The organism is Pseudomonas paraveronii, from assembly GCF_963681955.1.
Taxonomy (GTDB): domain Bacteria; phylum Pseudomonadota; class Gammaproteobacteria; order Pseudomonadales; family Pseudomonadaceae; genus Aquipseudomonas; species Aquipseudomonas paraveronii.
In genome coordinates this window covers 4,684,632-4,709,532 of the sequence record NZ_OY817130.1, presented here as the reverse complement: position 1 = coordinate 4,709,532, position 24,901 = coordinate 4,684,632, and the positions used below count along the sequence as shown (strand labels likewise).

Below are 24,901 nucleotides of genomic sequence, written 5' to 3'. Positions count from 1 at the left end.
CGGCAATGAAACAGGCGGGGCTGAAACCTTAAAAAGCTTACTGCTGGATAACCAACGCCCTGGCGCAGCGAAAACATTTTGCGTTCAGGGTGTTTTCTGCGTTGTTTTGGCCAATTTCCCCGGCCGCAACACCAACCATAACGCCCCGGCGATCAATATCCCGCCATACAGATGCGCCATCGATAACGGCTCATCCAACAGCAACGCGCCCCACAGCACCCCGAACGGCGGAATCAGGAAGGTGGTGGTCATCGACTTCACCGGGCCAATGGCCGTCAGCAGGCGAAAGTACAGGACGTAGGCAAACGCCGTACACATCAGCCCCAACCCGAGCAGCGACAACCACACGTGCCAGCCGCCCCAGCTTGCCGGCGGATGGCGGATGGCGCTGTAGGCAAACAGCGGCAGCAGGAACAAAGTCGCGCCGAGCATGCTGCCCAGGGCCGCGAGCCGACTGTCGAGCCCACCGCGCTGATCCAGCCAGCGCCGCGCGAGAAAACCGGCAAAGCCATAGCACGTGGTGGCCAACAGGCAGGCCAGCGCGCCCATCAACAATTCCAAGTCAAATGCCACTGGCCCGGCGCGGGTCAGTACGCCCACGCCAAACAGGCCCAGGCACACCCCGGCGACTTTCGATGGCGTCAGGCGCTCGCTGAAAAACAATCCGCCAATCAGCACGCCCATTAACGGCGTGGTGGCATTGAAGATCGCCGAGTAACCCGCCGGCAGTACCTGGGCGGCCACGGCGTACAGGGTCGCGGGTATGCCGGAGTTGATCACGCCTAGCAGCAGGATGGTCTTGAACTTGCCCTGGAAGTCCCAGTTCACGCGCATCACTGCCAGCATCACCAGCAAGCCGGCGGCGGCAATCGACACGCGAAAAAACGCGGTCGGCAGCGTGCCGATTTCCGGCGCGATAATGCGCATGAACAGAAAACTCGCGCCCCAGATCGCGGCCAGCCCCAGCAGGTACAGGGTGTCGACAGGTCTCACAGAAAACTCCTAGATCAATAAGGCGGCGAGTGTTGCCCAGCGACTGGCTCGACACAATCACTGATTACAGGGCAACCCGCGTCATCGGCTGTGCTGGCCGATTTGCGCATTGGCCGCAGTGAATGTTTCCAATAACGCCCATAAATCTGCGAAATGAACGAAAGTCCACAAACAAGCATGCTAAATGACTGCTTCTCCTGGCTCCCTTGACTGGCTAAGCTCTGGGCTTCCAGATGCCCGTTCGAGGTTTCCCGCATGTCGCAGCGCACACCCGCCCTCGCTATCGCCCAGATGATCCTTGATGGCTTTGACGATTACCGCGAGCACTTCCGCCAGATCACCGATGGCGCCCGTGAACGTTTCGAAAAGGCCCAGTGGCAGCAGGGCCAGGCAGCCTCGGCGGCGCGTATCAACCTGTATGAGGAGAAAGTCAGCGAAGTGACGACCCGCCTGCGGGCGAGCTTCGATGACGCCACCCTGATGGACATCGAGGCCTGGCCGTTGGTGAAAAGCGCCTACATCGGCCTGATCGACCTGCGCTTTGACGATGAGCTGTCCGAGACCTGGTACAACTCGATCTTCTGCGGCCTGTTCAGCCATGACCTGATCAGCGACGGCTGCATGTTCGTCCATACCACCCGGCCGAGCCTGCGCCGGGCGAGGGCGGCGCAAACCCGGATCTACACGCCTGTCGGGAAAATCTCCGACATGCTGGCGCAGATTTTCGCGGATTACAGCTTCAGCGAGCCCTACGCGGATCTGCCGGCCGACCTGCGCCGCCTCGAAGTGCAACTGCGCGAGAACCTGCCGGACTGGGTGTGCAAAGACCCTGAGCTGAAGGTCGAGCTGTTTTCCTCGGTGCTCTACCGCAACAAGGGCGCCTACCTTGTCGGGCGTATCTACACCCACGACGAGCAGTGGCCGCTGGTCGTCCCGCTGCTGCACCGCGAAGGGCAGGGTATCCAGATCGACGCACTGATTACCGACGAAGCCGATGTGTCGATCATTTTTTCCTTTACCCGCTCCTACTTCATGGTCGACGTGCCGGTGCCGGCGGAGTTCATCGGCTTCCTCAAGCGCATCCTGCCGGGCAAGCACATTGCCGAGCTGTACACCTCGATCGGCTTCTACAAGCACGGCAAGTCGGAATTCTATCGCGCCCTGATCAACCATCTGGCCACCACCGATGATCAGTTCATCATGGCGCCCGGCATACGCGGCATGGTCATGAGCGTGTTTACGTTGCCGGGCTTCAACACGGTGTTCAAGATCATCAAGGACCGCTTCTCGCCGTCGAAAAACGTCAGCCGCGCCACTGTGATCGAGAAGTACCGCCTGGTCAAAAGCGTCGACCGCGTCGGGCGCATGGCCGATACCCAGGAGTTCGCTGATTTTCGCTTTCCGTTGAGCAAGTTCGAACCCGAGTGCCTGGCCGAATTGCTCGACGTGGCGGCCAGCACGGTTCAAGTCGAAGGCGACAGCGTGCTGATCCGCCACTGCTGGACCGAACGGCGCATGACCCCGCTCAACCTCTACCTTGAAAACGCCAACCCCGCCCAGGAACGCGAAGCCCTGGAAGACTATGGCCTGGCGATCAAGCAACTGGCGGCGGCGAACATTTTCCCCGGCGACATGCTGCTGAAAAACTTCGGCGTCACCCGCCATGGCCGCGTGGTGTTCTACGACTACGACGAGATCTGCTACCTCACCGAAGCCAACTTCCGCCACATCCCCGCACCCCGCACGCCAGAGGATGAAATGGCCTCGGAGCCCTGGTACTCCATCGGCCCGCTGGATGTGTTCCCCGAAGAGTTCCCACCGTTCCTGTTCGCCGACGCCGGCCAGCGCAAGTTGTTCGATCAACTGCACGGCGAGTTGTACAACGCCGACTATTGGAAGGGCCTACAGGACGCGATTCGTGCCGGAAAGGTTATCGATGTGTTTCCGTATCGGCGCAAGGAACGCGATAACGAATGAGGGGCGCGCGTGCCGGCGGTTTTCTGCGACAATCCGCCCCCTGCATAAATAGACGACCAAAACGCACCTGATGACTGACCAAGCGCCTGCTATCGACCAACTGCTGAAAAATCTCGATCACGCCATGCTCGCCGACCGCCACCGTTTGCGGCGGCAGTTGCTCGAGCTGCGCAAGAAGCCCGATGAGGAGAAGCTGGCGCAGTGGGTGACGCGCATGCAGGCGTCCTGCGCCCAGGTTACGGCGCGGCGCGCCAGTCTGCCGCTGATCCGCTATGACGACAGCCTGCCGATTGCCGCCAAGCGTGACGAAATCAAGGCGGCGCTGCTCAAGCATCAGGTGCTGATCATTGCCGGCGAGACCGGCTCGGGTAAGACCACCCAGTTGCCGAAAATCTGCCTGGAGATCGGTCGCGGCCAATACGGCCTGATCGGTCATACCCAGCCGCGCCGGATCGCGGCGCGCAGCGTCGCCAGCCGGGTCGCCGAAGAGTTGGCCACGCCGCTCGGCGCGCTGGTCGGTTACCAGGTGCGCTTCGAAGACCAGAGCGATTCCAACACCCTGATCAAGCTGATGACCGACGGCATTCTGCTGGCGGAAACCCAGAACGACCGCTACCTCGAACGCTACGACACGATCATCGTCGACGAAGCCCACGAACGCAGCCTGAACATCGACTTCCTGCTCGGCTACCTGAAAACCCTGCTGCCGCGTCGCCCGGACCTGAAAGTCATCATCACCTCGGCGACCATCGACCTGGAGCGTTTCTCCAAGCATTTCGACGATGCGCCGATTGTCGAAGTGTCGGGGCGTACTTTCCCGGTGGATACCTGGTACCGTCCGCTGACCCTGGAACAGGACGAGGAGGGCAACCGCGTCGAGGACGACTTGACCGTCGACCAGGCGATCCTCGCCACCCTCGATGAAATCGCCGCCTATGAACGCAGCGAACGGCGCAGCCCTGGCGACGTGCTGGTGTTCCTGCCGGGCGAGCGCGAGATTCGCGACGCCGCCGACATGCTGCGCAAGGCCCAGCTCAAGCACACCGAGATTTTGCCGCTGTACGCGCGCCTGTCACCGGCCGAACAGCAGCGCATTTTCCAGTCCCACCCCGGCCGGCGCGTGGTGCTGGCGACCAACGTCGCGGAAACCTCGCTGACCGTACCGGGCATTCGTTATGTGATTGACAGCGGCACCGCGCGCATCAGCCGCTACAGCTACCGCGCCAAGGTGCAGCGACTGCCCATCGAGGCGATCTCCCAGGCCAGCGCCAACCAGCGTAAAGGCCGGTGCGGCCGGGTCGAGCCGGGGATTTGCATCCGCCTGTACAGCGAAGAAGACTTTATCGGTCGCCCGGAATTTACCGACCCGGAGATCCTGCGCACCAACCTGGCCGCCGTAATCCTGCAGATGCTGCACCTGCGCCTGGGCGAAATCACCGATTTCCCGTTTATCGAACCGCCGGATGGCAAGGCCATCAGCGACGGTTTCAACCTGCTGCAAGAGCTGTCGGCGGTTGACCGCAACAGCCAGCTGACGCCGCTGGGCCGCCAGTTGGCGCGTCTGCCGGTGGACCCGCGCATGGGCCGCATGCTGCTCGAAGCCGCCAAGCTGGGCAGCTTGCAGGAAGTGCTGATCGTGGCCAGCGCCATGTCGATCCAGGACCCGCGCGAGCGCCCGCCGGAGCGTCAACAAGCCGCCGACCAGGCCCACGCGCAATGGAAGGACGTCGATTCGGACTTCGCCGGGCTGGTCAATCTGTGGCGCGGCTTTGAAGAGCAGCGCCAGGCATTGACCGCCAGCCCGCTGCGCAACTGGTGTCGCAAGAACTTCCTCAACTACCTGCGCCTGCGTGAGTGGCGCGATTCCCATCGCCAGTTGAGCCTGATCTGCCGCGACATGCAGTTGAGCCTCAACAAGGAACCGGCCGACTTCGCCAAATTGCACAAGGCCGTGCTGTCCGGCCTGCTCAGCCAGATCGGGCAGAAAACCGAAGACGGCGATTACCTCGGCGCACGTCAGCGGCGCTTCTGGATTCACCCGTCGTCGGGCATCGGCAAGAAACGTCCGCAATGGCTGATGGCCGCCGAACTGGTGGAGACCACCAAGCTGTATGCGCGCATGGTGGCGAAGATCGATGCCGACTGGATCGAGCCGTTGGCCGGGCACCTGATCAAGAAAAACCACTTCGAACCGCACTGGGAGAAGAAGCGCGGCCAAGTGGTGGCGTTCGAGCAGATCACCCTGTTCGGGCTGATCGTGGTCGGGCGCCGGCCCGTGCATTACGGGCCGATTGACCCAGTGGTGTCGCGTGAGCTGTTTATCCGCGAAGGCCTGGTGCGCGGCGAAATCCAGTCCCGGGCCAAGTGCCTGACCGCCAACCAGCAACTGCTGGAGCAGCTCGACGAACTGGAAGCCAAGGCGCGTCGGCGCGATATCCTGGCCGACGAAGAGACGCTGTATGCGTTCTACGATGCGCGCTTGCCGGCGGAGATCCACCAGACCGCGACGTTCGACAGCTGGTACAAGGTCAACAGCCAGAAAGACCCGCAATTGTTGATCATGCGCGAGGAAGACGTACTGGCCCGCGACGCCAGCGAAGTCACCGCTGCGCATTACCCGGACACCCTGCACCTGGGCGACCTGGCGCTGGCCTTGAGTTACCACTTCGAACCCAACCATCCGCGTGACGGCGTGACCCTGCGCGTGCCGGCGCCGCTGCTGCCGGCCTTGCCCGCCGAACGCCTGGAATGGCTGGTGCCGGGGGTGATCGAAGCCAAGTGCATCGCCCTGGTGCGTAACCTGCCCAAGGCCCTGCGCAAGAATTTCGTGCCGGTGCCGGACTTCGTCAGGGCCGCCCTGCAACGTATCGAATTCGCCCAGGGTTCGCTGCCCCAGGCGCTGGGGCGCGAGTTGCTGCGCATGACCGGCGCACGCGTCAGCGATGAAGCCTGGGCTGAGGCCGCGCAGCAGGTGGAAAGCCACCTGAAGATGAACCTGGAAGTGGTCGACGGCCAGGGCAAGTTTCTCGGCGAAGGCCGCGACCTGGCCGAGCTGACCGCACGCTTTGCCGAGGCCAGCCAGGCCGCGTTGGCCGTGCCGCAAACGGCGAAAAGCCAACAGCCGGTGGAGGCCAAGGGGTTTGCGGCGGTAGCCGAGAAGACCCAACAAAAGATCGCCGGGTTGTCGATGACGGTGTATCCGGCGCTGGTGGAAGAAAACGGCACGGTCAAGGAAGGCCGATTCTCCACCGCCGCCGAGGCCGAATTCCAGCACCGGCGCGCCTTGCAGCGCCTGCTGATGCAGCAATTGGCCGAGCCGGCAAAATTCCTGCGTGGCAAATTGCCCGGCCTGACCGAACTGGGCCTGATGTACCGCGAGCTGGGACGCATCGACGCACTGGTGGAAGACATCCTGCTGGCCAGCCTCGACACTTGCGTGCTGGACGGCGAAGCCAGCCTGCCGCGTGACGGCGCCGGGCTGGCGGCGCTGGCCGAGCGCAAGCGTGGCGGTTGGACCGAACACGCCGAGCGCCTGGCGCGCTTGACCCTGGACGTGCTGAAACTCTGGCACGGCCTGCAAAAGCGCTTCAAAGGCAAGATCGACCTGGCCCAGGCGGTGGCCTTGAACGATATCAAGCTGCAACTGAGCAATCTGGTTTATCCCGGCTTTGTGCGTGAAACTCCGGCGCTGTGGTTCAAGGAGTTGCCGCGTTTCCTCAAGGCGATCGAGCTGCGTCTGGAAAAACTGCCCAGCCAGGTGCAAAAAGATCGGGTGTGGAGCGGCGAGCTGGCGGGCCTGTGGGCGCAGTACCAGAACCGTTTGAACAAGCATGCCCAGGAAGGCAAGCACGACCCCCAGCTAGCGCTCTATCGCTGGTGGTTGGAGGAATATCGGGTGTCGTTGTTTGCCCAGCAGTTGGGCACCAAGGTACCGATTTCGGACAAGCGCCTGAGCAAGCAATGGAGCCTGGTCGAAGCGTAATCACACCAATGGGCAATGGCGCTTATCCGGGATATGGCGCCAAATCCCCAGGGTTGTGGCAAACTTCGCGGTTATAAATGCCGGGATCGTCGTGATGGGCTGGTGTGCAGCCGCGGCGCGATGGAATAAAGCGTTGCCAGTTTGATGCCCGCTGGATGGCATCAAACGACCTACAGTTTGGTACGACGGTACCAATATCTTCTGCCTGACAGATTTAGAGGAACGACCGTGCATAACGTCGTCATCAGCGGCACTGGCCTGTACACCCCGGCCAACAGCATCTCCAACGAAGAGCTGGTGCAGTCTTTCAATACCTACGTGCAGCAGTTCAACACGGAGAACGCCGCTGCCATCGAACGCGGTGACGTGCAGGCGCTGACCGAGTCCAGCGCGGCCTTCATCGAGAAGGCGTCGGGCATCAAGAGCCGATTTGTGATGGACAAGGACGGCATCCTTGACCCGCAGCGCATGACCCCGCGCCTGCCCGAGCGCAGCAACGACGAATGGTCGGTGCTCTGCCAGATGGCCGTCGGCGCCGCCGAACAGGCGCTGCAGCGCGCCGGCAAGACCGCCGCCGACATCGACGGTGTGATCGTCGCCTGCTCCAACCTGCAACGTGCCTACCCGGCCATCGCCATCGAAGTCCAGGAAGCCCTCGGCATCGCAGGTTTCGGTTTCGACATGAACGTGGCGTGTTCCTCGGCAACCTTCGGCATCCAGAACGCCGCCAACAGCATCAAGCTGGGCCAGGCGCGGGCGATACTGATGGTCAACCCGGAAGTCTGCACCGGCCACTTGAACTTCCGCGACCGCGACAGCCACTTCATTTTCGGTGACGCGGCCACTGCGGTGATCCTCGAACGCGCTGACCTGGCGACCTCCGAGCACCAGTTCGACGTGGTGAGCACCAAGCTGCTGACCAAGTTCTCGAATACCATCCGCAACAACTTCGGCTTCCTCAACCGCGCGGCGGAAGAGGGCATCGGCGCGCCCGACAAACTGTTCGTGCAGGAAGGCCGCAAAGTCTTCCGTGATGTCTGCCCGATGGTCGCTGAGTTGATCGGCGCGCATTTGGCGGAAAACCAGTTGAACGTCGACGACGTGAAGCGCTTCTGGCTGCACCAGGCCAACCTGAGCATGAACCACCTGATCGTGAAGAAGCTGCTGGGGCGTGAAGCCACGCTGGAAGAAGCGCCGGTGATTCTCGACACCTACGCCAACACCAGCTCGGCGGGTTCGGTGATTGCGTTCCACACTTACCAGGACGACTTGCCCAAAGGCGCCGTCGCGGTACTCAGCTCGTTCGGCGCGGGCTACTCGATCGGCAGCGTGATTCTGCGCAAACGCTGATTCTGCGGCGCGCCGCGGTCAAATGTGGGCGCTGGCAAGCCAGCCCCCACACAGATCGCGTTCTCACTTGGAAACCGAGGTCTCGAATGGCAGCAGCGGACGACGCGCACCTGCTTGAACGCTTGCTCAAGGGCGAGCAGCGGGCCTACAAGGAATTGGTCACGCAATACCAAAGCGCAATGCGCGCGGTGGCTTATGCGATTGTCGGCCAGCGCCATGCCGACGAAGTGGTGCAGGACGCCTGGCTGTCAGTGGTACGCAACCTGGCCAAGTTCGAAGGGCGCTCCAGCCTCAAGACCTGGCTGCTGACCATCACCGCCAATGCCGCCAAGGGCCGCTACAAGCAGAATCGTCGCGAAGTATTGCTCGATGATTTGCCCTCGCCCCACGGCACGATCGGCGATGATCGTTTCACGCCGGATGATGGCCACTGGGCTGTCGCCCCCTTTGCCTGGCACCAGGACACCCCGGAAGCCCTGCTCACTGAGGATGAACTGCGCAAATGCCTGGAGCATACGTTGCTGAATTTGTCGGAATTGCAAAGCAGCGTACTGGTGCTGCGTGAACGCCAGGGCCTGGAGTTGGAGGAAATTTGTAATCTTCTGACGCTTTCGCTCTCCAATGTGCGGGTGCTGTTGCATCGTGCGCGGCTTAAAGTCTTCGCCACGGTGGAGCATTTTGAGGAGACCGGCGAATGTTGACGTGTAAAGAGCAAGTGGCGCGTTCCAGTGACTTTCTCGATGGTCTGTTGACCTTTCGCGAGCGGCTGCTGATGCGTCATCACTTGATGTTCTGCCCCAATTGCCGGCGTTTTATCCGTCAGATGCGCCTGATGCAGGCCACATTGCGGATCATGCCGCAGGCACCGGTACAGGATGTGGATGCCTTGGCTGAACGGCTGGCCGCCGAGCGGCGCAAGGATCAGTAACGGCGGGGGGAAGGCAGACTCGCGTGGGGGAATCGGACGGATGATGGGGACCGATTCACCCACGCCAGGCTGTTAAAGCCACCCTGGGCCGTCCTGGCCCAAGGCGTGTCGCACTTACATTTAGAACTTGGCTTCAGCATCCAACTGCAGGGTGTTGGTGTTGGCATCACGCTGCGTGCGGCTGGCATAGTCAGCCTTGGTCAGGTAGTACGTGGCGCCGACGGCGAAGTTCTTGTCGATGTCGTAGCTGACCTTCATCTTATGGCCGCGCGAACCGGTGGTGCCGTTGGCGAAGTCCGAATCGGTGAAGGCGCCGACTACAGCGTTACGTTGCGTATCGCGGTAGTTGTAGTCCAGGTTGAAACCGAACACCTTGGACTTGGCACCCAGCAACCAGGCGGTGTCCTGGTCGTTGGACGCATCGTTGTTCTTCACGTATTGACCGTAGAACGCCAGCGGCACAGCCAGGCCACCGATGTCAGCTTGGGCAAAACCCTCGTACAGACGGAATTCTTCGTTCGCCGAGTTGCCGTTGACCGCCAGTGCGCAAGGCGTGGTGCTGCTCGTACAGGTGCTGTTTTCGTCGTTCTGGTAGGCGTAGATGCTGCCGCCCAGGGTCATTTTCAGGTTGTCGGTCACCGAGAAACGCGTACCCAACTGGCCGGAAGTCAGGCGCAGGTCGTTGCGAAATTGCACGCCGTCGCCGTCGACGTTGTCCTTGAGGTTGTAGTTACCGAGGCTGCCGAACAACTCGGCGCTGCTACCCAGCGGGTATTTGTAGGTCAGTGCCAGACCTTCCGGGTTGATATCGCCATCCCAGATCACGTCGCCCATGCTTACCCACGGCTGGAGCATCTTGCCGCCGATGACGTGGAGGTTCTTGATCTGGTCCGGGTGGTAGTCGATGTAGCCAAGGTCCAGCCAGATCGACTTCTTGTCGAAGTAGTTGTCTTGGTCCTGGTTGGTGGAGCGTGCGTCGTCGCTGCTGCCGGTGGAGATACGAATGCCGGTGTCGACCTGGTTGTTGATCTCGGTGTAGGCACCCAGGCGGGCACGGATGCGTTGACGGTCCTTGTCACGGCCACCGTTGTTGGATTCGCCCTGGATCTTCACGGTTTCCTGACGGAAGCGTACGTCACCCTTGAACTGGGTCTTGGCGGCCCAGGCGAGTTTCTGGTCGAACACGCTCAGGTCGTTGGTTTTTTTCGCGGTGGCCGCGATCTGTTCGTTGGTCTCTTGTTGAGCTTGCTGTGCGATCTGCTTTTCTTTCTGATCCTTGGCCAGCTCAGCTTGCAGTTCAGTGTACTGCGAACCGGTGATCTGACCGTTGGCCTTGAGCATGTCGAGCAATTTAGCGTCGACTGCAGCGCTGGCCGGAACGCTCAGGGCCAGCAACAAGCCGCCACAGAGGGCCGCCGCAGTTTTAGTGGAAGCAAGACGCATATCAATCTCCGAAAGTGAGGAGGGATGGCAAACCATCCAGGACACAACCGACCGATGACGGACGGAAAATAACCGCCGGGGTAGAACCAGGCGCGCTAAAAACAGGCGTCAGTATCGCGATCGTTTATGACTGCGCAGTGGCGAAATGATGTCAGGTAGATGACAATTTATTTAGAATGGAACTATTGATTTAGAGCCTTGTCCGGCGATTCGAGGGTGTGTCGGGGGCGGCGATAAGCGATACTCGCGAGGCTTTCACGCCCTGAAGTAGTGAGGATGCCGATGCCGCTGCAACGCCTGGACAGCCTGTCCGAAATCGCCCCGCAGGTCTGGGACGCCCTGGTGCCGCAGGCCCAGCCCTTTGTGCGACACGCGTTCCTGAGCGCGCTGGAAGACAGCGCCAGCCTGGGCCCGCATTCGGGCTGGCAGCCCGAGCATTTACTGCACTGGGAAGGTGATCTGCTGGTGGCGGCTTTGGCCGGTTATCGCAAGTGGCATTCCTCCGGCGAGTACGTCTTCGACCACGGTTGGGCGGATGCCTGCCAGCGGGCCGGTATCGATTACTACCCCAAGCTGTTGGTCGCCGTGCCGTTCAGCCCGGTCAGCGGCCCGCGCTTGCTGGCCGCCAACGCTGAAGACGGTTTCGAGCTGCTCAACAGCCTGCCGGGTTACCTGGAAATCGAAGGGCTCTCCAGTGCGCACATCAACTTCACCGACCCGCTGGCGGATGACGCCCTGGCCCAACAGCCGGGTTGGTTGCAGCGCCTGGGCTGTCAGTTTCACTGGCAGAACCGTGGCTACCGAGACTTTCAGGACTTCCTCGACGCCTTGAGTTCGCGCAAGCGTAAACAGATGCGCAAGGAACGCGAACAGGTGGCGGGGCAGGGCATCGAGTTCGAATGGTTGCAAGGCCATGAACTCAGCGAGGCGCAGTGGGATTTTGTCTACGCCTGCTACGCCAACACTTACGCGGTGCGCCGCCAAGCGCCGTACCTGACCCGCGCGTTTTTCAGCCTGCTGGCCGAACGTATGCCCGAAGCGATCCGCGTGGTGCTGGCTAAGCAAGGCACACGCCCAGTGGCCATGGCGTTCAGCCTGATCGGCGGCGACAGCTTCTATGGTCGTTACTGGGGCTGCCTGGCGGAATTCGACCGCCTGCATTTCGAAACCTGTTTCTACCAAGGCATGGATTACGCCATTGCCCACGGCTTGCAACGCTTCGATGCCGGCGCCCAGGGCGAGCATAAATTGATTCGCGGGTTCGAACCGGTGATCACCCGGTCGTGGCATTACCTGCGCCATCCGGGGTTGAAGAATGCGGTTGAGGATTTCCTGGCGCGCGAGCGGGTGGGGATTCTGGCGTATGCCGAAGAGGCGAGGGCAGCCCTGCCGTATCGGCAGGGCTGACCCCGTGTTGCCTCAGGCCGGCTCCTCCTTGCCCAGCCATCGATAGACCACGCCGCCGATCACCGCGCCAAGAATCGGCGCGAGCCAGAACATCCACAATTGCTGGATCGCCCACCCGCCCACGATCAGCGCCGGTCCCGTACTGCGGGCCGGGTTGACCGAGGTGTTGGTCACGGGAATCGAGATCAGGTGGATCAACGTCAGGGCCAGGCCGATGGCGATGGGCGCGAGGCCCTTCGGGGCACGGTGGTCGGTGGCGCCGAGGATGATCAGCACGAACATCGCCGTCATCACCAGCTCACAGACGAACCCCGCTGCCAATGAATAACCGCCAGGCGAATGCTCGCCATAGCCGTTGGACGCCAGGCCTGACGCCAGTTCAAACCCCGGTTTGCCGCTGGCTATCACATACAGCAGCGCAGCCGCGACAATGCCACCAATGACCTGGGCCACGATGTACGCCGGTAACTCCCTGGCCGGAAACCTGCCGCCCACGACCAGCCCCACCGATACCGCCGGGTTGAGGTGACAACCGCTGATGTGCCCGATGGCGACCGCCATGGTCAGCACCGTGAGCCCGAACGCCAGGGCCACCCCCAACAACCCGATACCGACTGCGGGAAACGCCGCGGCCAACACCGCACTCCCGCAGCCGCCCAGCACCAGCCAAAACGTACCTAAACCTTCTGTGACTGAACGCTTGAACAAAGACATGCACCCGTCCTTGATAGATCGCTCTACCGAATCAGTAAATCAATGATGCTCCCTGCGATTTACTTCAGCGCCCGTCTGGGCACTGCACTGATTACAGCAGGGTTGTGGCACAAATCCAGGCCACCCCTCCCACATGTTGAGTTGTTCAGTCGATGCCGACAAAGCCTCCGGTCTGGTGCTGCCACAGCCGCGCATACAGCCCGCCGTGGGCGAGCAACTGGGCATGGCTGCCCGTCTCGGCGATCTGGCCTTTCTCCAGCACCACCAGGCGGTCCATCCGCGCAATGGTCGACAACCGGTGCGCAATCGCAATCACCGTTTTGCCTTGCATCAGGGTTTCCAGGCTTTCCTGGATCGCCGCTTCGACTTCCGAGTCCAGCGCCGAGGTGGCTTCGTCCATGATCAGGATCGGCGCATCCTTGAGCAGCACCCGCGCGATGGCGATGCGCTGGCGTTGCCCGCCGGACAGTTTGACCCCGCGCTCGCCCACATGGGCATCCAGCCCGGTGCGGCCTTCGGCGTCCGACAGCAGCGGGATGAACTCATCGGCACGCGCCTTGTGTATGGCGGCCCAGAGTTCTTCGTCGCTGGCGTCCGGCTTGCCATACAACAGGTTCTCGCGGATCGAGCGGTGCAGCAGCGAGGTGTCCTGGGTGATCATGCCGATCTGTTCGCGCAGGCTTTCCTGGGCGACCTCGGCGATGTTCTGGCCGTCGATCAGGATGCGCCCGCCTTGCAGGTCGTACAGGCGCAGCAGCAGGTTGACCAGGGTCGATTTGCCCGCGCCGGAGGGGCCGATCAGGCCGATTTTTTCACCGGCTTTGATGTTCAGGTTCAGGCCGCCAATGATCCCGCTCTTCTTGCCGTAGTGGAAATCCACCTGCTCGAAGCGTACTTCGCCATGGGGTACGGTCAGGCGTGGAGCGTTGTCGCGGTCGACCACGGCCAGCGGCTGGGCGATGGTTTTCAGGCCGTCCTGCACCATGCCGATGTTTTCGAAAATGCCATTGACCACCCACATGATCCAACCGGACATGTTGACGATGCGAATCACCAGGCCGGTCGCCAGGGCAATCGCGCCCACGGAAATCAGCGAGTGGGTCCACAGCCACAGGGCCAGGCCGGTGGTGGTGACGATCAGCAGGCCGTTCATGGTGGTGATCACCACGTCCATGCTGGTCACCACGCGGCTGGCCAACTGGGTTTTTTCGGTCTGCTCGATGATCGCTTCCTTGGCATATTCCTGCTCGGACTGGGTATGGGCGAACAGCTTCAAGGTGGTGATGTTGGTGTAGCCATCGACGATGCGCCCCATCAACTTGGAGCGCGCCTCGGAGGAAATCACCGAACGCGCTTTCACCCGTGGCACGAAGTAGCCCAATGCCAGGCTGTAGCAGACGATCCAGGTCACCAACGGGATCATCAGGCGCCAGTCGGCTTCGGCAAACAGCACCAGGGAACTGATGGCGTAGATCGCCACGTGCCAGATCGCATCCACGGCCGCCACGGCGGAGTCGCGCAGGGAGTTGCCGGTTTGCATGATGCGCTGGGCGATGCGCCCGGCGAAGTCGTTCTGGAAGAAATTCAGGCTCTGCTTGAGCACGTAGCTGTGGTTCTGCCAACGGATCAGGCTGGTCATGCCGGGGCTGATGGTCTGGTGGACCAGCAGGTCATGCAGGGCGCCGAAGATCGGACGCAGCAGCAGGGCGACCACGGCCATCCAGATCAGCTCGGTGCTGTGAACCTGGAAGAAATTCGCCGGCGGTGTGCCTTGGGCCAGGTCGATGATGCGGCTCAGGTAGCTGAACAGCGCGACTTCGATCAGTGCGCCGATCAGGCCCACCACCAACAGGGCGGCGAAACACGGCCACACCTGACGCAAGTAGTAGAGGTAGAAGGGCAGGACTTTGTCGGGAGGGGCGGCGCTGGGCGCGTCGCGGAAAATATCGATCAGTTGTTCGAAACGACGATAGAGCATTAGGGTTGACGCCCGCCCGGCGGGCTCTCCTGTTCAAAGGCGCGCGGCGCCTTGTGAGCGCCGCGCGGAACTACCTGCGGACCTCAGTCGATGCGCTTGGCCGACTTGATCAGGACAGGATCGATGGGCACGTTTTGCATGCCTTGTTTGGTGGTGGTCTGCGAGTTGACGATGATGTCGACCACGTCCATGCCCTTGACCACTTTGGCGAACACGGCATAACCGGCATCGCGACCTGGGTCGAGGAAGGCGTTGTCCGCGACGTTGATGAAGAATTGGCTGGTGGCCGAATCCGGGTTCGAGGTGCGGGCCATCGACAGCGTGCCACGCACGTTATGCAGGCCGTTGCTGGCTTCGTTTTTGATCGGCGGATTGGTGTCTTTTTGCGCCATCTGCGTGGTGAACCCGCCGCCCTGGACCATGAAGCCCGGGATCACACGGTGGAAAATCGTGTTGGTGTAGAAACCCTTGTCGACGTAGGCCAGGAAGTTCTTGGTACTGATCGGCGCCTTGACCGGGTCCAGTTCGATTTCAATGTCGCCGTTGGTGGTGGAGATCAATACGTGGGGCGCCTTGGCAGGCTCGGCCGCCATCAGGTTGGCAGCGAACAGCACGGAACCGGCAAAGAAGGCGATTTTTTTCAGCATGGGTCAGTGATCCTGGGTAGTGATTTCGACTGTCTTTAGAAAATCGAGAAGGGTAGCGTTAAAGACTTCGGGTTGATCCAAGGGCGTGGCATGGCGGGAATCTTCGATCACCACCAGCCGCGCATCGGGCAGCAGTTTTACATAGATTTCTTTCTGTGCCACAGGGGTGTAGTCGTGGTCGGCGCTGATGACCAGGGTTGGACAGGTAATTCTGCAAAGTTGTTCCTGCACGCCCCAGCCCACAATCGCATCGAAGCTGGCGAGATAAGCACGTTTGTCGTTTTTTGCCCAGCGCTCGGCCATCTTGCGGCGCAGGTCGGCCTGCTGCGGTTTGGGAAACAGGCGGTCGCCCAGGGCCTTGCCGATGGTGCCCAGGCTGAGGACGCGTGCCAGGGTCCAGCGCTTGGCCCACTGCCAGTAATCGTCGGCGCTGCGCACCTTGACCTCGGGCGCGCTGTTGACGATGCACAGGCTCTTGACCCGCGCCGGTTCGTCCACCGCCAGTTGAAACGCGATCATGCCGCCCATGGACAAGCCCACCACATGGGCGGGAGGCAGGTCCAGGTGTTCGATCAGGGCGATCAGGTCGAAGGTGAAACCTTTGATGCTGTAGCGCTCCCGGGGTTTGTCCGAGCGCCCGTGGCCGCGCACATCCACCACGATCAGGCGGTAATGCCGGGCCAGCACTGGAATCTGCAACTCCCAATCCTGGCTGCTGGAGCCCAGGCCGTGGATCAAAATCAGTGGGGCGCCGTGGCCATATTCCTCGTAATGCAGGCTGCACCCTTCATGTTCGAACCAGGCCATGCATGAACTCCGTTTCAGGCTTGCTGCGGGGCGGCGAAAGGCGCATCCAGGGGCGCGGTGTCAAATGTGCGCAGCAGCTCCACGAGGATCTGCGTCGCCGGCCCCAGGGGTTTGTCCTTGTTCGAGTACAGGTAGAACGTGGGGTGGCGGCTGCCGCCCTGTTCCAAGGGTAGCTGTTTGAGCACGCCCTCGGTGAGTTCGCGCTCGATCATGTGCCGCGGCAACCAGGCAAAGCCCAGGCCGCTGCCGACGAAACTGCTGGCCGTGGCGAGGCTGCCGACGGTCCAGCGCTGTTCGGCGCCGAGCCAGCCGACATCGCGCGGCTGTTGGCGCCCGGAGTCGCGGATCACCACTTGCATCTGGCTTTCCAGGTCCTGGAAGCTCAGTTCGCGATTCATACGGTGCAGGGCATGCTCGGGGTGAGCGACGGCGACAAATTCCACGTTGCTCATCTCCGTGCCGAGGTAACCGGGGATGCTGAAGCCGCTGATCGCCAGGTCGGCCACGCCTTCGATCAACAGCTCTTCAACGCCCGACAGCACCTCCTCGCGCAGGCGCACGCGACAGCCGCGGCTCTGCGGCATAAAGGCGGTCAGGGCGCGCACCAGGCGCGCATTCGGGTAGGCGGCATCGACCACCAGGCGCACCTCGGCTTCCCAGCCTTGTTCCATATGATGGGCGAGGTCTTCGAGTTGGCTGGCGTTTTTCACCAGCTGCCGGGAGCGGCGCAACAGCACTTCGCCGGCGTCGGTGAGCACGGCCTTGCGCCCGTCGATGCGCAGCAGCGGCACCCCGAGCTGGTCTTGCATGCGGGCCACGGTGTAGCTCACCGAGGACTGTGAACGGTGCAGCGCTTCGGCCGCCTGGGCGAAGCCGCCATGGTCGACCACGGCTTGCAGTGTGCGCCATTGATCGAGGGTAACGCGGGGCGCTTTCAAGATGAGCTCCTCTTGTCCTAAGCTGACAGTCCTTATTGGAGACTGCCGAATGAGAAAATTATGTTGTGTGTTGCTGGCGCTGCTGCCGTTAAGCGCGTTTGCCTACCCGATCGACGTGACAAAAAAAATCGACGGCGTGAGCGTGGATTACACCGCGTCCGACGTGGACGGTGACATCAGTTCGATCCAACTGAACAACTACGGGACCAACGACGCGGTGTGTTCCGTCACCTTCACCAATGGCCCGGAAGCGCCACGTCGCCGTACTGTCAGCGTGCCGGCGGGCAAGAGCACCAACACCACCGCCAAGTTCAACCGCGCAATCATCAAGATGCGTATCGCCCTGGCCTGTGCCCCGAAATAAAGCAGCAGCGGAGCATGTCTACAGGAATACTCCGCTTATAAACAAATTTCTAGATGGGTTGCAGCAGTTTTTTGCGCTTTTTTATCGAATTGGCTCTGGTTAATCTTTTCTCCATCGACTTACAGCAATTACAGATGGAGCCTACGCAGCCATGTCCAACGTTCTGATCATCGAAAGCAGCGCCCGCCAGCAGGATTCGATCTCCCGCCAACTGACTCGGCAGTTCATCAGCCAATGGCAGGCAGCGCACCCGGCGGATCAGATCAGCGTGCGCGACGTGGCGCTCAACCCGCTCCCGCACCTGGACGCCAACCTGCTCGGCGGCTGGATGAAACCGGCGGATCAGCGCAACGCCAGCGAGCAGGCCTCTCTGGATCGCTCCAACGAATTGACCGACGAATTGCTCGCCGCCGACGTGCTGGTGATGGCGGCGCCGATGTACAACTTCGCCATCCCCAGCACCCTCAAAGCCTGGCTGGATCATGTGTTGCGCGCGGGTGTGACCTTCAAGTACACCGCCACCGGCCCCCAGGGTTTGTTGATCGGTAAGCGGGCCATCGTGCTCACCGCCCGTGGCGGGATTCACACGGGCGCGAGCTCCGATCACCAGGAACCTTACCTGCGTCAGGTGATGGCGTTTATCGGGATTCATGACGTGACGTTCATTCACGCCGAAGGGGTGAACCTGAGCGGCGACTTCCAGGAAAAAGGCATCAACCACGCCAAGGCGTTGCTGGCGCAGGTCGCGTGATCCTTTAATCGTCAGATAATCGCGGGGTGTTTATATCTCCCCACGCAAACCCTTCAAGTACGCGTAAGAACCTCCCTTTGCACTTGTTGCTCCTGAGTGCTCCTGCCCGACTGCCGCTCTAGCGAGGTCGGGTTTTTTTTGCCCCGAGTTTCGTGAACCGCCGAAAACCTTTAATGTCCCGCCCATTCGATACGAGGCGCGCATGGGCTACTTACTGGTTGTCACCCTGATACAGGCATTTTCCTTCAGCTTGATCGGCGAATACCTTGCCGGTCACGTCGACAGCTACTTCGCGGTGCTGGTGCGCGTGCTGTTGGCCGGGCTGGTGTTCATTCCGCTGACGCGCTGGCGCTCGGTGGAGCCGACCTTCATGCGCGGCATGCTGGTCATCGGTGCGCTGCAATTTGGTGTGACCTACGTGTGCCTGTACCTGAGCTTTCGCGTGCTTACGGTGCCGGAGGTGCTGCTGTTCACCATCCTTACGCCGTTGCATGTGACCCTGATCGAAGACGCCCTCAACCGGCGCTTCAACCCCTGGGCACTGGTCGCCGCCCTGGTCGCGGTGGCGGGCGCGGCGCTCATTCGTTTCGATCAAATCACCCCGCACTTCCTCATGGGCTTCCTGCTGCTGCAACTGGCCAACTTCACCTACGCCGCCGGGCAAGTGATGTACAAACATCTGGTGGCGCGCTACCCCAGTGATCTGCCGCACTACCGGCGCTTCGGCTACTTCTACCTCGGCGCGCTGCTGGTGGTGTTGCCGGCGTTCCTGGTGTTCGGCAAGGCCGATTTCCTGCCCGAAGCGCCGCTGCAGTGGGGCGTGCTGGTGTTCCTCGGGCTGGTCAGCACGGCCCTGGGCATGTACTGGTGGAACAAGGGCGCGTGCCTGGTCAACGGCGGCACCCTGGCGGTGATGAACAACCTGCATGTGCCGGTGGGGCTGCTATTGAACCTGTTGATCTGGAACCAGCACGAGCCGCTGGGCCGCCTGGCGCTGGGCGGCTTGGTGATTCTGGGCGCGGTGTGGATCAGTCGGTTGGGCATAAAACCCGAAGCAGGCGTACAGTCTGCGGGGTGATAGGCCCTGGGCATGCGTGAGCGGGAATGAAAGTCTGTTATCGAAAAGAAAAGTGTGGGGGCGGCAGAGTGGACAAGGTTGACGAACAGATCATTGCGGCCTTGAAGGACGACGCCCGGGTCAGCCTGGCGCAGTTGGCGCGACAAGTTCACAAGTCTCGAACCGCCGTCGAATCGCGGGTTCAAAAACTGATCGAAAAGGGCATTATCCTCGGCTTCACCATCAACGTCGCTGAAGATGAAGAAGCCCAGCAGTCGGCGTTTCTGATGCTCATGCTCAATGGCAGCAACTGTCACCTGGTGTTTCCGAAGATCTACCAGTTTCGCGAAGTGGTTCAGGCTTACTCGCTGTTCGGCGACGTCGACATGATGCTCGAGGTCAAATACCGCAGCTTCGAAGAGCTGATGGTGTTCAAGGACAACCTGCTGAAGATCGAGCATGTGCGCGAGGTGGTGGTCAATCCGGTGCTCAAGGCCTGGCGCTAGCCGCTGCTGTTTCGGCAACGGCTACGCGGTTCCAGCCTCAGGCGTGATCGTGTACGGTCTCGAGAAAGTGGTGACTCAAGGCCGGCATTCGCTGGCGCAGGGTGTCGACGAACTCTTCGATGACGGCCTGGTTGAAGGCAAACGTCGTGTCGTCGTGCCCCAGCACCACCACCAGCAGGCTGGACGAGTCCTTCGTCAGCCTGAAGTCATGGGCGTCGGCGTCGACCTTGCCGATGCTCGCCAGGGGTACGTCACCGCAGGTATAGACGATGTCGCCCGCCGGAATCGTAATGTCCTTCTTCGCGAACAATGGTCGGAAAGCCCTGGGGGCCTGCGAGCGCATGACGTAAATATCATCCCGCTGATGATAGGTGTGTACGCCGATGCTGACCCCATGCCGGATCGCCACGGCGTTATAGGCATCGACGATGTTGTTGATGGGGTGGACGCCTTTGGCGATGAAGCGCCGCAACAGTTTCTCGTTGGCGCTGACGGTGTTTTCGTAGCCCAGCTTTTTGAGTTGCTTGGCAAAGCCGTCGTAAATGACGTTGGAGTCCAGTTCGTTGAGGTGGGACGCAACGTGATTGAGGTTACTTTGCAGGACGCTGACGAAGCTCTGGTCGTCCGACACGGTAATGTCTTCGATAACCGCCGCGCACGCATTGTTGATGCCCAGATCACTGGCTGATTTTCGGATGATCAAACGACTTTTCATTGCCTTAACACCACAGTTTTTTACGTAGATTGGCGGTACTGATGTCCAGTTGCGGTGCCGAAAGGTGTTGCAGCCAGAACAGCCCCGGACAGGTGGCGAAGTCGATCGTGATCGGCGTGGTATCGCCGGCGTCGATGAAGTAGCGGTGGCCGCAATAGGCCTCGTCCTCCATCACGCTCTGCAAGGCCTGCGACGAGGGGGTGGCGAAGGTGCGTTGTTCATCGGAGCAGAAGAACCCGATCCGGCCGTGGCTGATCTGGCTGACCGCATCCGTGCGGGGGCGAGGGCGGCCGAGGTAGCTGTCGATGGCCAGCGACAGCAAGTCGGGGTGGTACACCTGTTGAAACAACAGCGGTGCGATGCCGCCATGCAAGCGGCCGCCGGCTTCAATCATCACCGGGCCGTCTGCAGACCAGATGATTTCCATATGAATCGGGCCGACCTCGATGCTCAACGCTGCGGCGGCCTGGCGGGCGTAGTCGGTCAGCGGCTGCAGTTCCTCGGCGCGGGGATCGAGGGTGTCCAGGCTTTCGTAGACAAACATGCTGCCGTTTTTCTGGACCTTGGTGTATCTGCACACCGAGGCAATGATGTACACGCCGTCAAAGGCGACCATATCCACCACATATTCCGGGCCTGAGACGAACGGCTGCACGATGAAGCCGAGGTTGATTTCCCCCAGGTCGTTTTTGCGCTGCCAGGCCGCATTCTTCAAGGCACTTTCGACGCCCGCCCGGCCTTGGGCAAACACCACGCCTTCGGTGGCGGCGGAATTGAGCGGCTTGACTACATAGGTGGCGGTGTCCTTCAGCGTGGCAACCACCTCTGCGATGCGCGTCGGCGAGCTCAGCAGTTGCGACTCAATGTTCGCCAGCCCGTGTTTTTTCAGGGCATGCTGCATCGAGAACTTGTTGCGACGCAGGTCGCTGGTGATGCGGCTATTGCCGGGAATACGCAGGACTTCGGTGAGGTAGTCGGTCAGGTAGATCGCGGTTTCGCAACCCGCGATCACGGCGCTCAGCGACAGCGGTTCGAGGATCTCCAGCAAACCCTCTTCCCAGTGGTAGACCGCGTCGAAGTTTTCTCTGATCAGGTCATCGGTGAAATGCTTGGGCAAGCTGTCGGTGGAAATCACGGCAATGCACCTTACGCCCTGAGCCTTGAGCAAGGGCGCGTAGAGTTTGCCTGTGGAGAACGGGTCAACGATCAGTACGGTTTCCAAAGCAGGTACTCCTATTCGGTGGTGGCGGTGGCCGCGACGGCAGGGGTGAGGTTCCACGCCAGTACGGCAGCGGCCAACAGCGCGGCGGAGACGATCATCAGCACGCGCGCACCTTCGAGCCCGAGGAAGGCTGCGGTGGTGAAGAACGTCAGGATCATCGGCGCCGAGCCACTGACCAGCAGGTAGTAGAGCGAGCTTTTGGCGGCGATCACGTCGGCGATCCGTGCGTTGGACGCCGACTCAATCAGGGTTTTACGCAATTGGATGCGCAGGCTGTTGATGCAGAAACCCAGCAGGAAGGCGGCGCCCATCATCACGTAGAGGTTATGGAAATAGACGATTGCCACGTCGGCCAGTATCACCAGCAGGATCGCGCTGTAGCTGTTGAGCTTGATCCGTGGCAGCACTGCGGCGCTGAAGGCACCCAGGCCGGCCAGGCCGCTGGCGACGCCAAACAGGGTGGCGTTCCATTCATTGAGCTTCTGGAACACGATGGGCACCAGGCTGTTGAAGGCGCCGATATGGAAGCCGATCATGCTCAACACGATGATCAGGATGTACAGGTTGCGCGGCAGGTGCAGAGGCTGCGCCGTGTGGCCGTCGGCGGCCTGCTCGGGGGTATCGGCGACGGGGGTTGGCGCCACAAAAAGAATCGCCGCCAATGACAGGATCGCCCCCAGGCTGATGATCTGCAGGGTCTGGTTGACGCTGAACACATCCACAATCACGCCGCCCAGCAGCGCACCGCCAAAGGCCCCGATCTGGATGGAGGTTTGCATCAAGCGCGCCGAGGTGTCGCTGTTGGTCAGCCCGGCCAGCACCAGCTTGGTGTTTTTCGATTCCAGGGTGCTGATGGTGAAGTAGTCGGTGACCCCCACCACGAAGGCAATCGCCAGGAAGCCGATCGGCAACAGCGCCGCGTCGGTAAACGACAGCCCCAGCACGGCGGCGAACGCGGTCAGGCGAATGTACAACAGCCGTTTCATGCTCAGTTCAATGGTGAAGAACTTGCCGATGTACTGTTCGCACAAATACGGCACTACGGTCGCTACGCATAAGGTGGCGCCCACCAGGAACGTCGAGCCGGTGGTCTCCAGCCCGAACCAGACCATAGCGATCACAATCGCCATGTCCAGGCCGGTGAAGAGGGTCACGATCGAATAAAACGCAGCAAGGGTCGATTTATTATTCATGGGCACCATCAGTCGTAACGAGAGAGTTTAAGGAGAGGTACGCATCGCTCGGTGTCACCGATGACGGTACTGATCTGGTTTCTGACGCGAACGGTGGGCAGCGACTTCTTTTCCAGGTTGCAGACCTTGTAGGCGTTGTCGTGCCAGGGGCAGATCACGCTTTGCCCGTCACCCGTCACTTCCCCCATGTGCAGCGGGCCGCCGCGATGGGGGCAGGCTGTCGGCAGCAGTTGAGTCGAATGCGCATGACGCTTGAGAAAGTAGGTTTTCCCGTCCACCGCCACATAGTGGGTATGGCTGAGGTTCAGGCTGATGGCTTTCATGGGGCGGGGTCCTCAAATGGCCGTGACGGTGTAGGTGCAGGAGGGGCTGACGATGCAGGTGCCATGCAGCATGCCCTTGGGAATCACCACGCCTTCCCCGGCCTTGAGCCGCACGCTCAGTTCGGGGCTGGCGACAAAATCCAGCTCGCCGGATTCGACCCAGAACAGTTCGTCATTGGGGTGGGTGTGCAGCACCGAAAGCTCGTGTTCAGGCTCGGTGATCGTCAGGTCCACCGGCTTGCGGCCATGGAGGGCGCTGGCGTGGGCGCGGTGTTCATCCATCTCGTCATGCCACTTGATATGGGCATAAAGCTCATCGTCGGCGATGTCCTGCAGTAACCGGAACTCCTCAAACCCACGGATCAGGTCGGGGATGATCGCGTTGCCGAACTGCTTGATCATCGGCAGGATCAGGCGTTGCAGGGCCATTCTTCCGTGATGCACATCGATGTGTGAGTGCTCATCGAAGTATTCGGTGGAGACCGCGCCGTTGAAGATCGTCCTGATAGCGCGTGACTGATGCTGGGTGGTCAGGGCCAGTGTGGCTTCGGTGTAGTACATGGCGCCGATATAGCGGAACAGCTCGCCATGGTTGGCCGACACGTAGTGGAAGTAGTTGGTGAGCGACAGCGAGGCGGGGGTATAGAACTGCCAGTAGTGATGCACGTGATGGGACATGTTCATGTCCTTGAGCATGTCTTCAAAAATGGTGCTGTGCTTCTTCTTGTCGATGCCGTAGCCGTATTCGTCGATCAGGATCTTGAACAGCTCACTGGTGTACACGCCGCAGTTACCCAGCACATTGCGCGCCATGGCCGAGGCTTCACTGAGGAAGTCGCCGGCGCATTGCGTCATGAAAAACCGCGCAGCACGTTCGGGATGGCGGCTGGTGGTCAGGACTTCATGGAGCTTGGAGTCGGACCGGGCCACATCGTCCAATACCTTGTCGGTGTGGGCGACGAAGGAGTCCAGGCACCAGGGACCGTTGATGTGAACCTCTTCCTTGAGCCAGTTGTAGAGGTATTGCTCGAGTAGCGGACGAATCTTTTTACCGGACGCGGCATGCTGCGGATCATAAAAATTCTTGAATGCCTTGAGATCCAGTGCCATGGGCGGCTTGGGTAAAAAGACCAAGTCTTGTTCATAGATGTTCAATAACAAGCGTTGCGCCAAAAGATGCTGGCTGTGTGAGAGTTGGTCGCTTGTCAGGCGGGTGCTGATAATTGCATCGGTCACGTCCTGCGGCCTTGAAGGTCGCTGGTAAGGGCTGTCGGTATAAAAGTCGCGAGGTTGAGAAAAGCCAGTTGCACTGCAGTAGTGAGTCAGCGCTTCCGCATCCGAACTTAATACAAAGTGTGCCGCATCATCTGAAAGCTTAGTTGTCCATAACATAAGTAACGCCTTCTCACAGAGTTGTTCGATGGCCAGATGCTATAGCTTTGGTTTTTCTAAAAACAGATTAAAAATCGGGCGCCTGGATAGTGAAATTCACTAAATGTATAGGTGAAGTTTTCTTTGTTGCTACGTGGGTTTGATTTTGCGGAGGGTGGCAACTAAACATGTTCGTCAGTTATTTGCCGGGCAGGCTTGGCCTGTAGCGCTAGGC

The 24,901-nt window shown here is 60.7% G+C and carries 22 protein-coding genes; 10 read left to right on the top strand and 12 right to left on the bottom strand.

Annotated elements, in window-relative coordinates; genetic code table 11:
* Window positions 1-84 precede the first annotated feature (84 nt).
* Window positions 85-993, bottom strand: a complete 909-nt coding sequence (locus U5A08_RS21675) for a DMT family transporter (protein ID WP_321848527.1) — start codon at window positions 991-993, stop codon at window positions 85-87.
* 255 nt (window positions 994-1,248) lie between these two features.
* Between U5A08_RS21675 and aceK the strand changes: the two genes are divergently transcribed.
* The 5 genes from aceK to U5A08_RS21650 all read left to right on the top strand — a co-directional run bounded on the left by aceK (window position 1,249) and on the right by U5A08_RS21650 (window position 9,230).
* Window positions 1,249-2,970 (top strand): bifunctional isocitrate dehydrogenase kinase/phosphatase, encoded by a 1,722-nt coding sequence (aceK, locus tag U5A08_RS21670; RefSeq protein ID WP_253397845.1) that lies wholly within the window; start codon window positions 1,249-1,251, stop codon window positions 2,968-2,970.
* A gap of 70 nt (window positions 2,971-3,040) precedes the next feature.
* The gene (hrpA, locus tag U5A08_RS21665; RefSeq protein WP_321848526.1) at window positions 3,041-6,952 is read left to right on the top strand and encodes an ATP-dependent RNA helicase HrpA; all 3,912 of its coding nucleotides are present in this window, start codon (window positions 3,041-3,043) and stop codon (window positions 6,950-6,952) included.
* Between the two features lie 228 nt (window positions 6,953-7,180).
* Entirely contained in the window at window positions 7,181-8,302 is a 1,122-nt protein-coding gene (locus tag U5A08_RS21660) for a beta-ketoacyl-ACP synthase III (RefSeq protein ID WP_253397841.1), read from the top strand.
* Window positions 8,303-8,388: 86 nt separating this feature from the next.
* Window positions 8,389-9,003: an RNA polymerase sigma factor gene (locus tag U5A08_RS21655; protein WP_321848525.1), complete on the top strand. Its 615-nt coding sequence runs from the start codon at window positions 8,389-8,391 to the stop codon at window positions 9,001-9,003.
* Window positions 8,997-9,230 carry a zf-HC2 domain-containing protein gene (locus tag U5A08_RS21650; RefSeq protein WP_253397837.1) on the top strand — a complete coding sequence of 78 codons (234 nt, stop codon included), beginning with the start codon at window positions 8,997-8,999 and terminating at the stop codon, window positions 9,228-9,230. The genes U5A08_RS21655 and U5A08_RS21650 overlap by 7 nt, the downstream gene beginning before the upstream one ends.
* A gap of 120 nt (window positions 9,231-9,350) precedes the next feature.
* Here the strand turns inward: U5A08_RS21650 and U5A08_RS21645 are convergent, their stop codons facing one another.
* Complete coding sequence (locus U5A08_RS21645) at window positions 9,351-10,673, bottom strand: putative porin (protein WP_253397835.1); 1,323 nt, start codon at window positions 10,671-10,673, stop codon at window positions 9,351-9,353.
* Between the two features lie 282 nt (window positions 10,674-10,955).
* On the opposite strand from U5A08_RS21645, the gene U5A08_RS21640 reads away from it, so the two are divergent.
* Window positions 10,956-12,080: a GNAT family N-acetyltransferase gene (locus tag U5A08_RS21640; RefSeq protein ID WP_321848522.1), complete on the top strand. Its 1,125-nt coding sequence runs from the start codon at window positions 10,956-10,958 to the stop codon at window positions 12,078-12,080.
* 12 nt (window positions 12,081-12,092) lie between these two features.
* On the opposite strand, the gene aqpZ is transcribed toward U5A08_RS21640, so the two are convergent.
* The 5 genes from aqpZ to U5A08_RS21615 all read right to left on the bottom strand — a co-directional run bounded on the left by aqpZ (window position 12,093) and on the right by U5A08_RS21615 (window position 17,164).
* Window positions 12,093-12,794 (bottom strand): aquaporin Z, encoded by a 702-nt coding sequence (aqpZ, locus tag U5A08_RS21635; protein ID WP_247403517.1) that lies wholly within the window; start codon window positions 12,792-12,794, stop codon window positions 12,093-12,095.
* Between the two features lie 145 nt (window positions 12,795-12,939).
* The gene (locus tag U5A08_RS21630) at window positions 12,940-14,772 is read right to left on the bottom strand and encodes an ABC transporter ATP-binding protein (RefSeq protein ID WP_253397829.1); all 1,833 of its coding nucleotides are present in this window, start codon (window positions 14,770-14,772) and stop codon (window positions 12,940-12,942) included.
* Window positions 14,773-14,855: 83 nt separating this feature from the next.
* On the bottom strand, window positions 14,856-15,419 hold the full coding sequence (locus U5A08_RS21625) for a peptidylprolyl isomerase (RefSeq protein WP_253397827.1): 564 nt from the start codon (window positions 15,417-15,419) through the stop codon (window positions 14,856-14,858).
* 3 nt (window positions 15,420-15,422) lie between these two features.
* Window positions 15,423-16,226, bottom strand: a complete 804-nt coding sequence (locus tag U5A08_RS21620) for an alpha/beta fold hydrolase (protein ID WP_253397825.1) — start codon at window positions 16,224-16,226, stop codon at window positions 15,423-15,425.
* A gap of 14 nt (window positions 16,227-16,240) precedes the next feature.
* Window positions 16,241-17,164, bottom strand: a complete 924-nt coding sequence (locus U5A08_RS21615; protein ID WP_321848516.1) for a PA3225 family LysR-type transcriptional regulator — start codon at window positions 17,162-17,164, stop codon at window positions 16,241-16,243.
* A 49-nt stretch (window positions 17,165-17,213) separates the two neighbouring features.
* On the opposite strand from U5A08_RS21615, the gene U5A08_RS21610 reads away from it, so the two are divergent.
* From U5A08_RS21610 to U5A08_RS21595, 4 genes are all read left to right on the top strand, one after another.
* Window positions 17,214-17,528 carry a 3-phosphoglycerate kinase gene (locus U5A08_RS21610; protein WP_247397373.1) on the top strand — a complete coding sequence of 105 codons (315 nt, stop codon included), beginning with the start codon at window positions 17,214-17,216 and terminating at the stop codon, window positions 17,526-17,528.
* A 151-nt stretch (window positions 17,529-17,679) separates the two neighbouring features.
* Window positions 17,680-18,279 (top strand): FMN-dependent NADH-azoreductase, encoded by a 600-nt coding sequence (locus U5A08_RS21605; protein WP_321848514.1) that lies wholly within the window; start codon window positions 17,680-17,682, stop codon window positions 18,277-18,279.
* 202 nt (window positions 18,280-18,481) lie between these two features.
* Window positions 18,482-19,357: a carboxylate/amino acid/amine transporter gene (locus U5A08_RS21600; RefSeq protein ID WP_247397379.1), complete on the top strand. Its 876-nt coding sequence runs from the start codon at window positions 18,482-18,484 to the stop codon at window positions 19,355-19,357.
* A gap of 68 nt (window positions 19,358-19,425) precedes the next feature.
* Window positions 19,426-19,842 (top strand): Lrp/AsnC family transcriptional regulator, encoded by a 417-nt coding sequence (locus U5A08_RS21595; RefSeq protein WP_321848513.1) that lies wholly within the window; start codon window positions 19,426-19,428, stop codon window positions 19,840-19,842.
* 37 nt (window positions 19,843-19,879) lie between these two features.
* Here U5A08_RS21595 and U5A08_RS21590 read toward each other — a convergent pair whose 3' ends face one another.
* From U5A08_RS21590 to U5A08_RS21570, 5 genes are read right to left on the bottom strand one after another with little or no spacing between them, the layout of a single operon-like run.
* Window positions 19,880-20,557, bottom strand: coding sequence for a phenylalanine--tRNA ligase beta subunit-related protein (locus U5A08_RS21590; RefSeq protein WP_253397816.1), 678 nt, complete (start codon window positions 20,555-20,557; stop codon window positions 19,880-19,882).
* Between the two features lie 4 nt (window positions 20,558-20,561).
* Window positions 20,562-21,779: an ATP-grasp domain-containing protein gene (locus U5A08_RS21585; RefSeq protein WP_253397814.1), complete on the bottom strand. Its 1,218-nt coding sequence runs from the start codon at window positions 21,777-21,779 to the stop codon at window positions 20,562-20,564.
* 11 nt (window positions 21,780-21,790) lie between these two features.
* The gene (locus U5A08_RS21580) at window positions 21,791-22,972 is read right to left on the bottom strand and encodes an MFS transporter (protein ID WP_253397813.1); all 1,182 of its coding nucleotides are present in this window, start codon (window positions 22,970-22,972) and stop codon (window positions 21,791-21,793) included.
* Between the two features lie 8 nt (window positions 22,973-22,980).
* Complete coding sequence (locus tag U5A08_RS21575) at window positions 22,981-23,295, bottom strand: Rieske 2Fe-2S domain-containing protein (protein WP_247397386.1); 315 nt, start codon at window positions 23,293-23,295, stop codon at window positions 22,981-22,983.
* Between the two features lie 12 nt (window positions 23,296-23,307).
* Complete coding sequence (locus U5A08_RS21570; RefSeq protein WP_321848508.1) at window positions 23,308-24,531, bottom strand: iron-containing redox enzyme family protein; 1,224 nt, start codon at window positions 24,529-24,531, stop codon at window positions 23,308-23,310.
* Between the last annotated feature and the right edge of the window lie 370 nt (window positions 24,532-24,901).

Excerpts from the sequence above, each read along its gene's own strand:
- U5A08_RS21620 (WP_253397825.1), bottom strand. The coding sequence starts at position 16,226 with ATGGCCTGGTTCGAACATGAAGGGTGCAGCCTGCATTACGAGGAATAT.
- U5A08_RS21650 (WP_253397837.1), top strand. The coding sequence starts at position 8,997 with ATGTTGACGTGTAAAGAGCAAGTGGCGCGTTCCAGTGACTTTCTCGAT.
- U5A08_RS21645 (WP_253397835.1), bottom strand. The coding sequence starts at position 10,673 with ATGCGTCTTGCTTCCACTAAAACTGCGGCGGCCCTCTGTGGCGGCTTG.
- U5A08_RS21580 (WP_253397813.1), bottom strand. The coding sequence starts at position 22,972 with ATGAATAATAAATCGACCCTTGCTGCGTTTTATTCGATCGTGACCCTC.
- U5A08_RS21625 (WP_253397827.1), bottom strand. The coding sequence starts at position 15,419 with ATGCTGAAAAAAATCGCCTTCTTTGCCGGTTCCGTGCTGTTCGCTGCC.
- U5A08_RS21600 (WP_247397379.1), top strand. The coding sequence starts at position 18,482 with ATGGGCTACTTACTGGTTGTCACCCTGATACAGGCATTTTCCTTCAGC.
- aceK (WP_253397845.1), top strand. The coding sequence starts at position 1,249 with ATGTCGCAGCGCACACCCGCCCTCGCTATCGCCCAGATGATCCTTGAT.
- U5A08_RS21590 (WP_253397816.1), bottom strand. The coding sequence starts at position 20,557 with ATGAAAAGTCGTTTGATCATCCGAAAATCAGCCAGTGATCTGGGCATC.
- U5A08_RS21605 (WP_321848514.1), top strand. The coding sequence starts at position 17,680 with ATGTCCAACGTTCTGATCATCGAAAGCAGCGCCCGCCAGCAGGATTCG.
- hrpA (WP_321848526.1), top strand. The coding sequence starts at position 3,041 with ATGACTGACCAAGCGCCTGCTATCGACCAACTGCTGAAAAATCTCGAT.
- aqpZ (WP_247403517.1), bottom strand. The coding sequence starts at position 12,794 with ATGTCTTTGTTCAAGCGTTCAGTCACAGAAGGTTTAGGTACGTTTTGG.
- U5A08_RS21640 (WP_321848522.1), top strand. The coding sequence starts at position 10,956 with ATGCCGCTGCAACGCCTGGACAGCCTGTCCGAAATCGCCCCGCAGGTC.
- U5A08_RS21575 (WP_247397386.1), bottom strand. The coding sequence starts at position 23,295 with ATGAAAGCCATCAGCCTGAACCTCAGCCATACCCACTATGTGGCGGTG.
- U5A08_RS21610 (WP_247397373.1), top strand. The coding sequence starts at position 17,214 with ATGAGAAAATTATGTTGTGTGTTGCTGGCGCTGCTGCCGTTAAGCGCG.
- U5A08_RS21655 (WP_321848525.1), top strand. The coding sequence starts at position 8,389 with ATGGCAGCAGCGGACGACGCGCACCTGCTTGAACGCTTGCTCAAGGGC.
- U5A08_RS21630 (WP_253397829.1), bottom strand. The coding sequence starts at position 14,772 with ATGCTCTATCGTCGTTTCGAACAACTGATCGATATTTTCCGCGACGCG.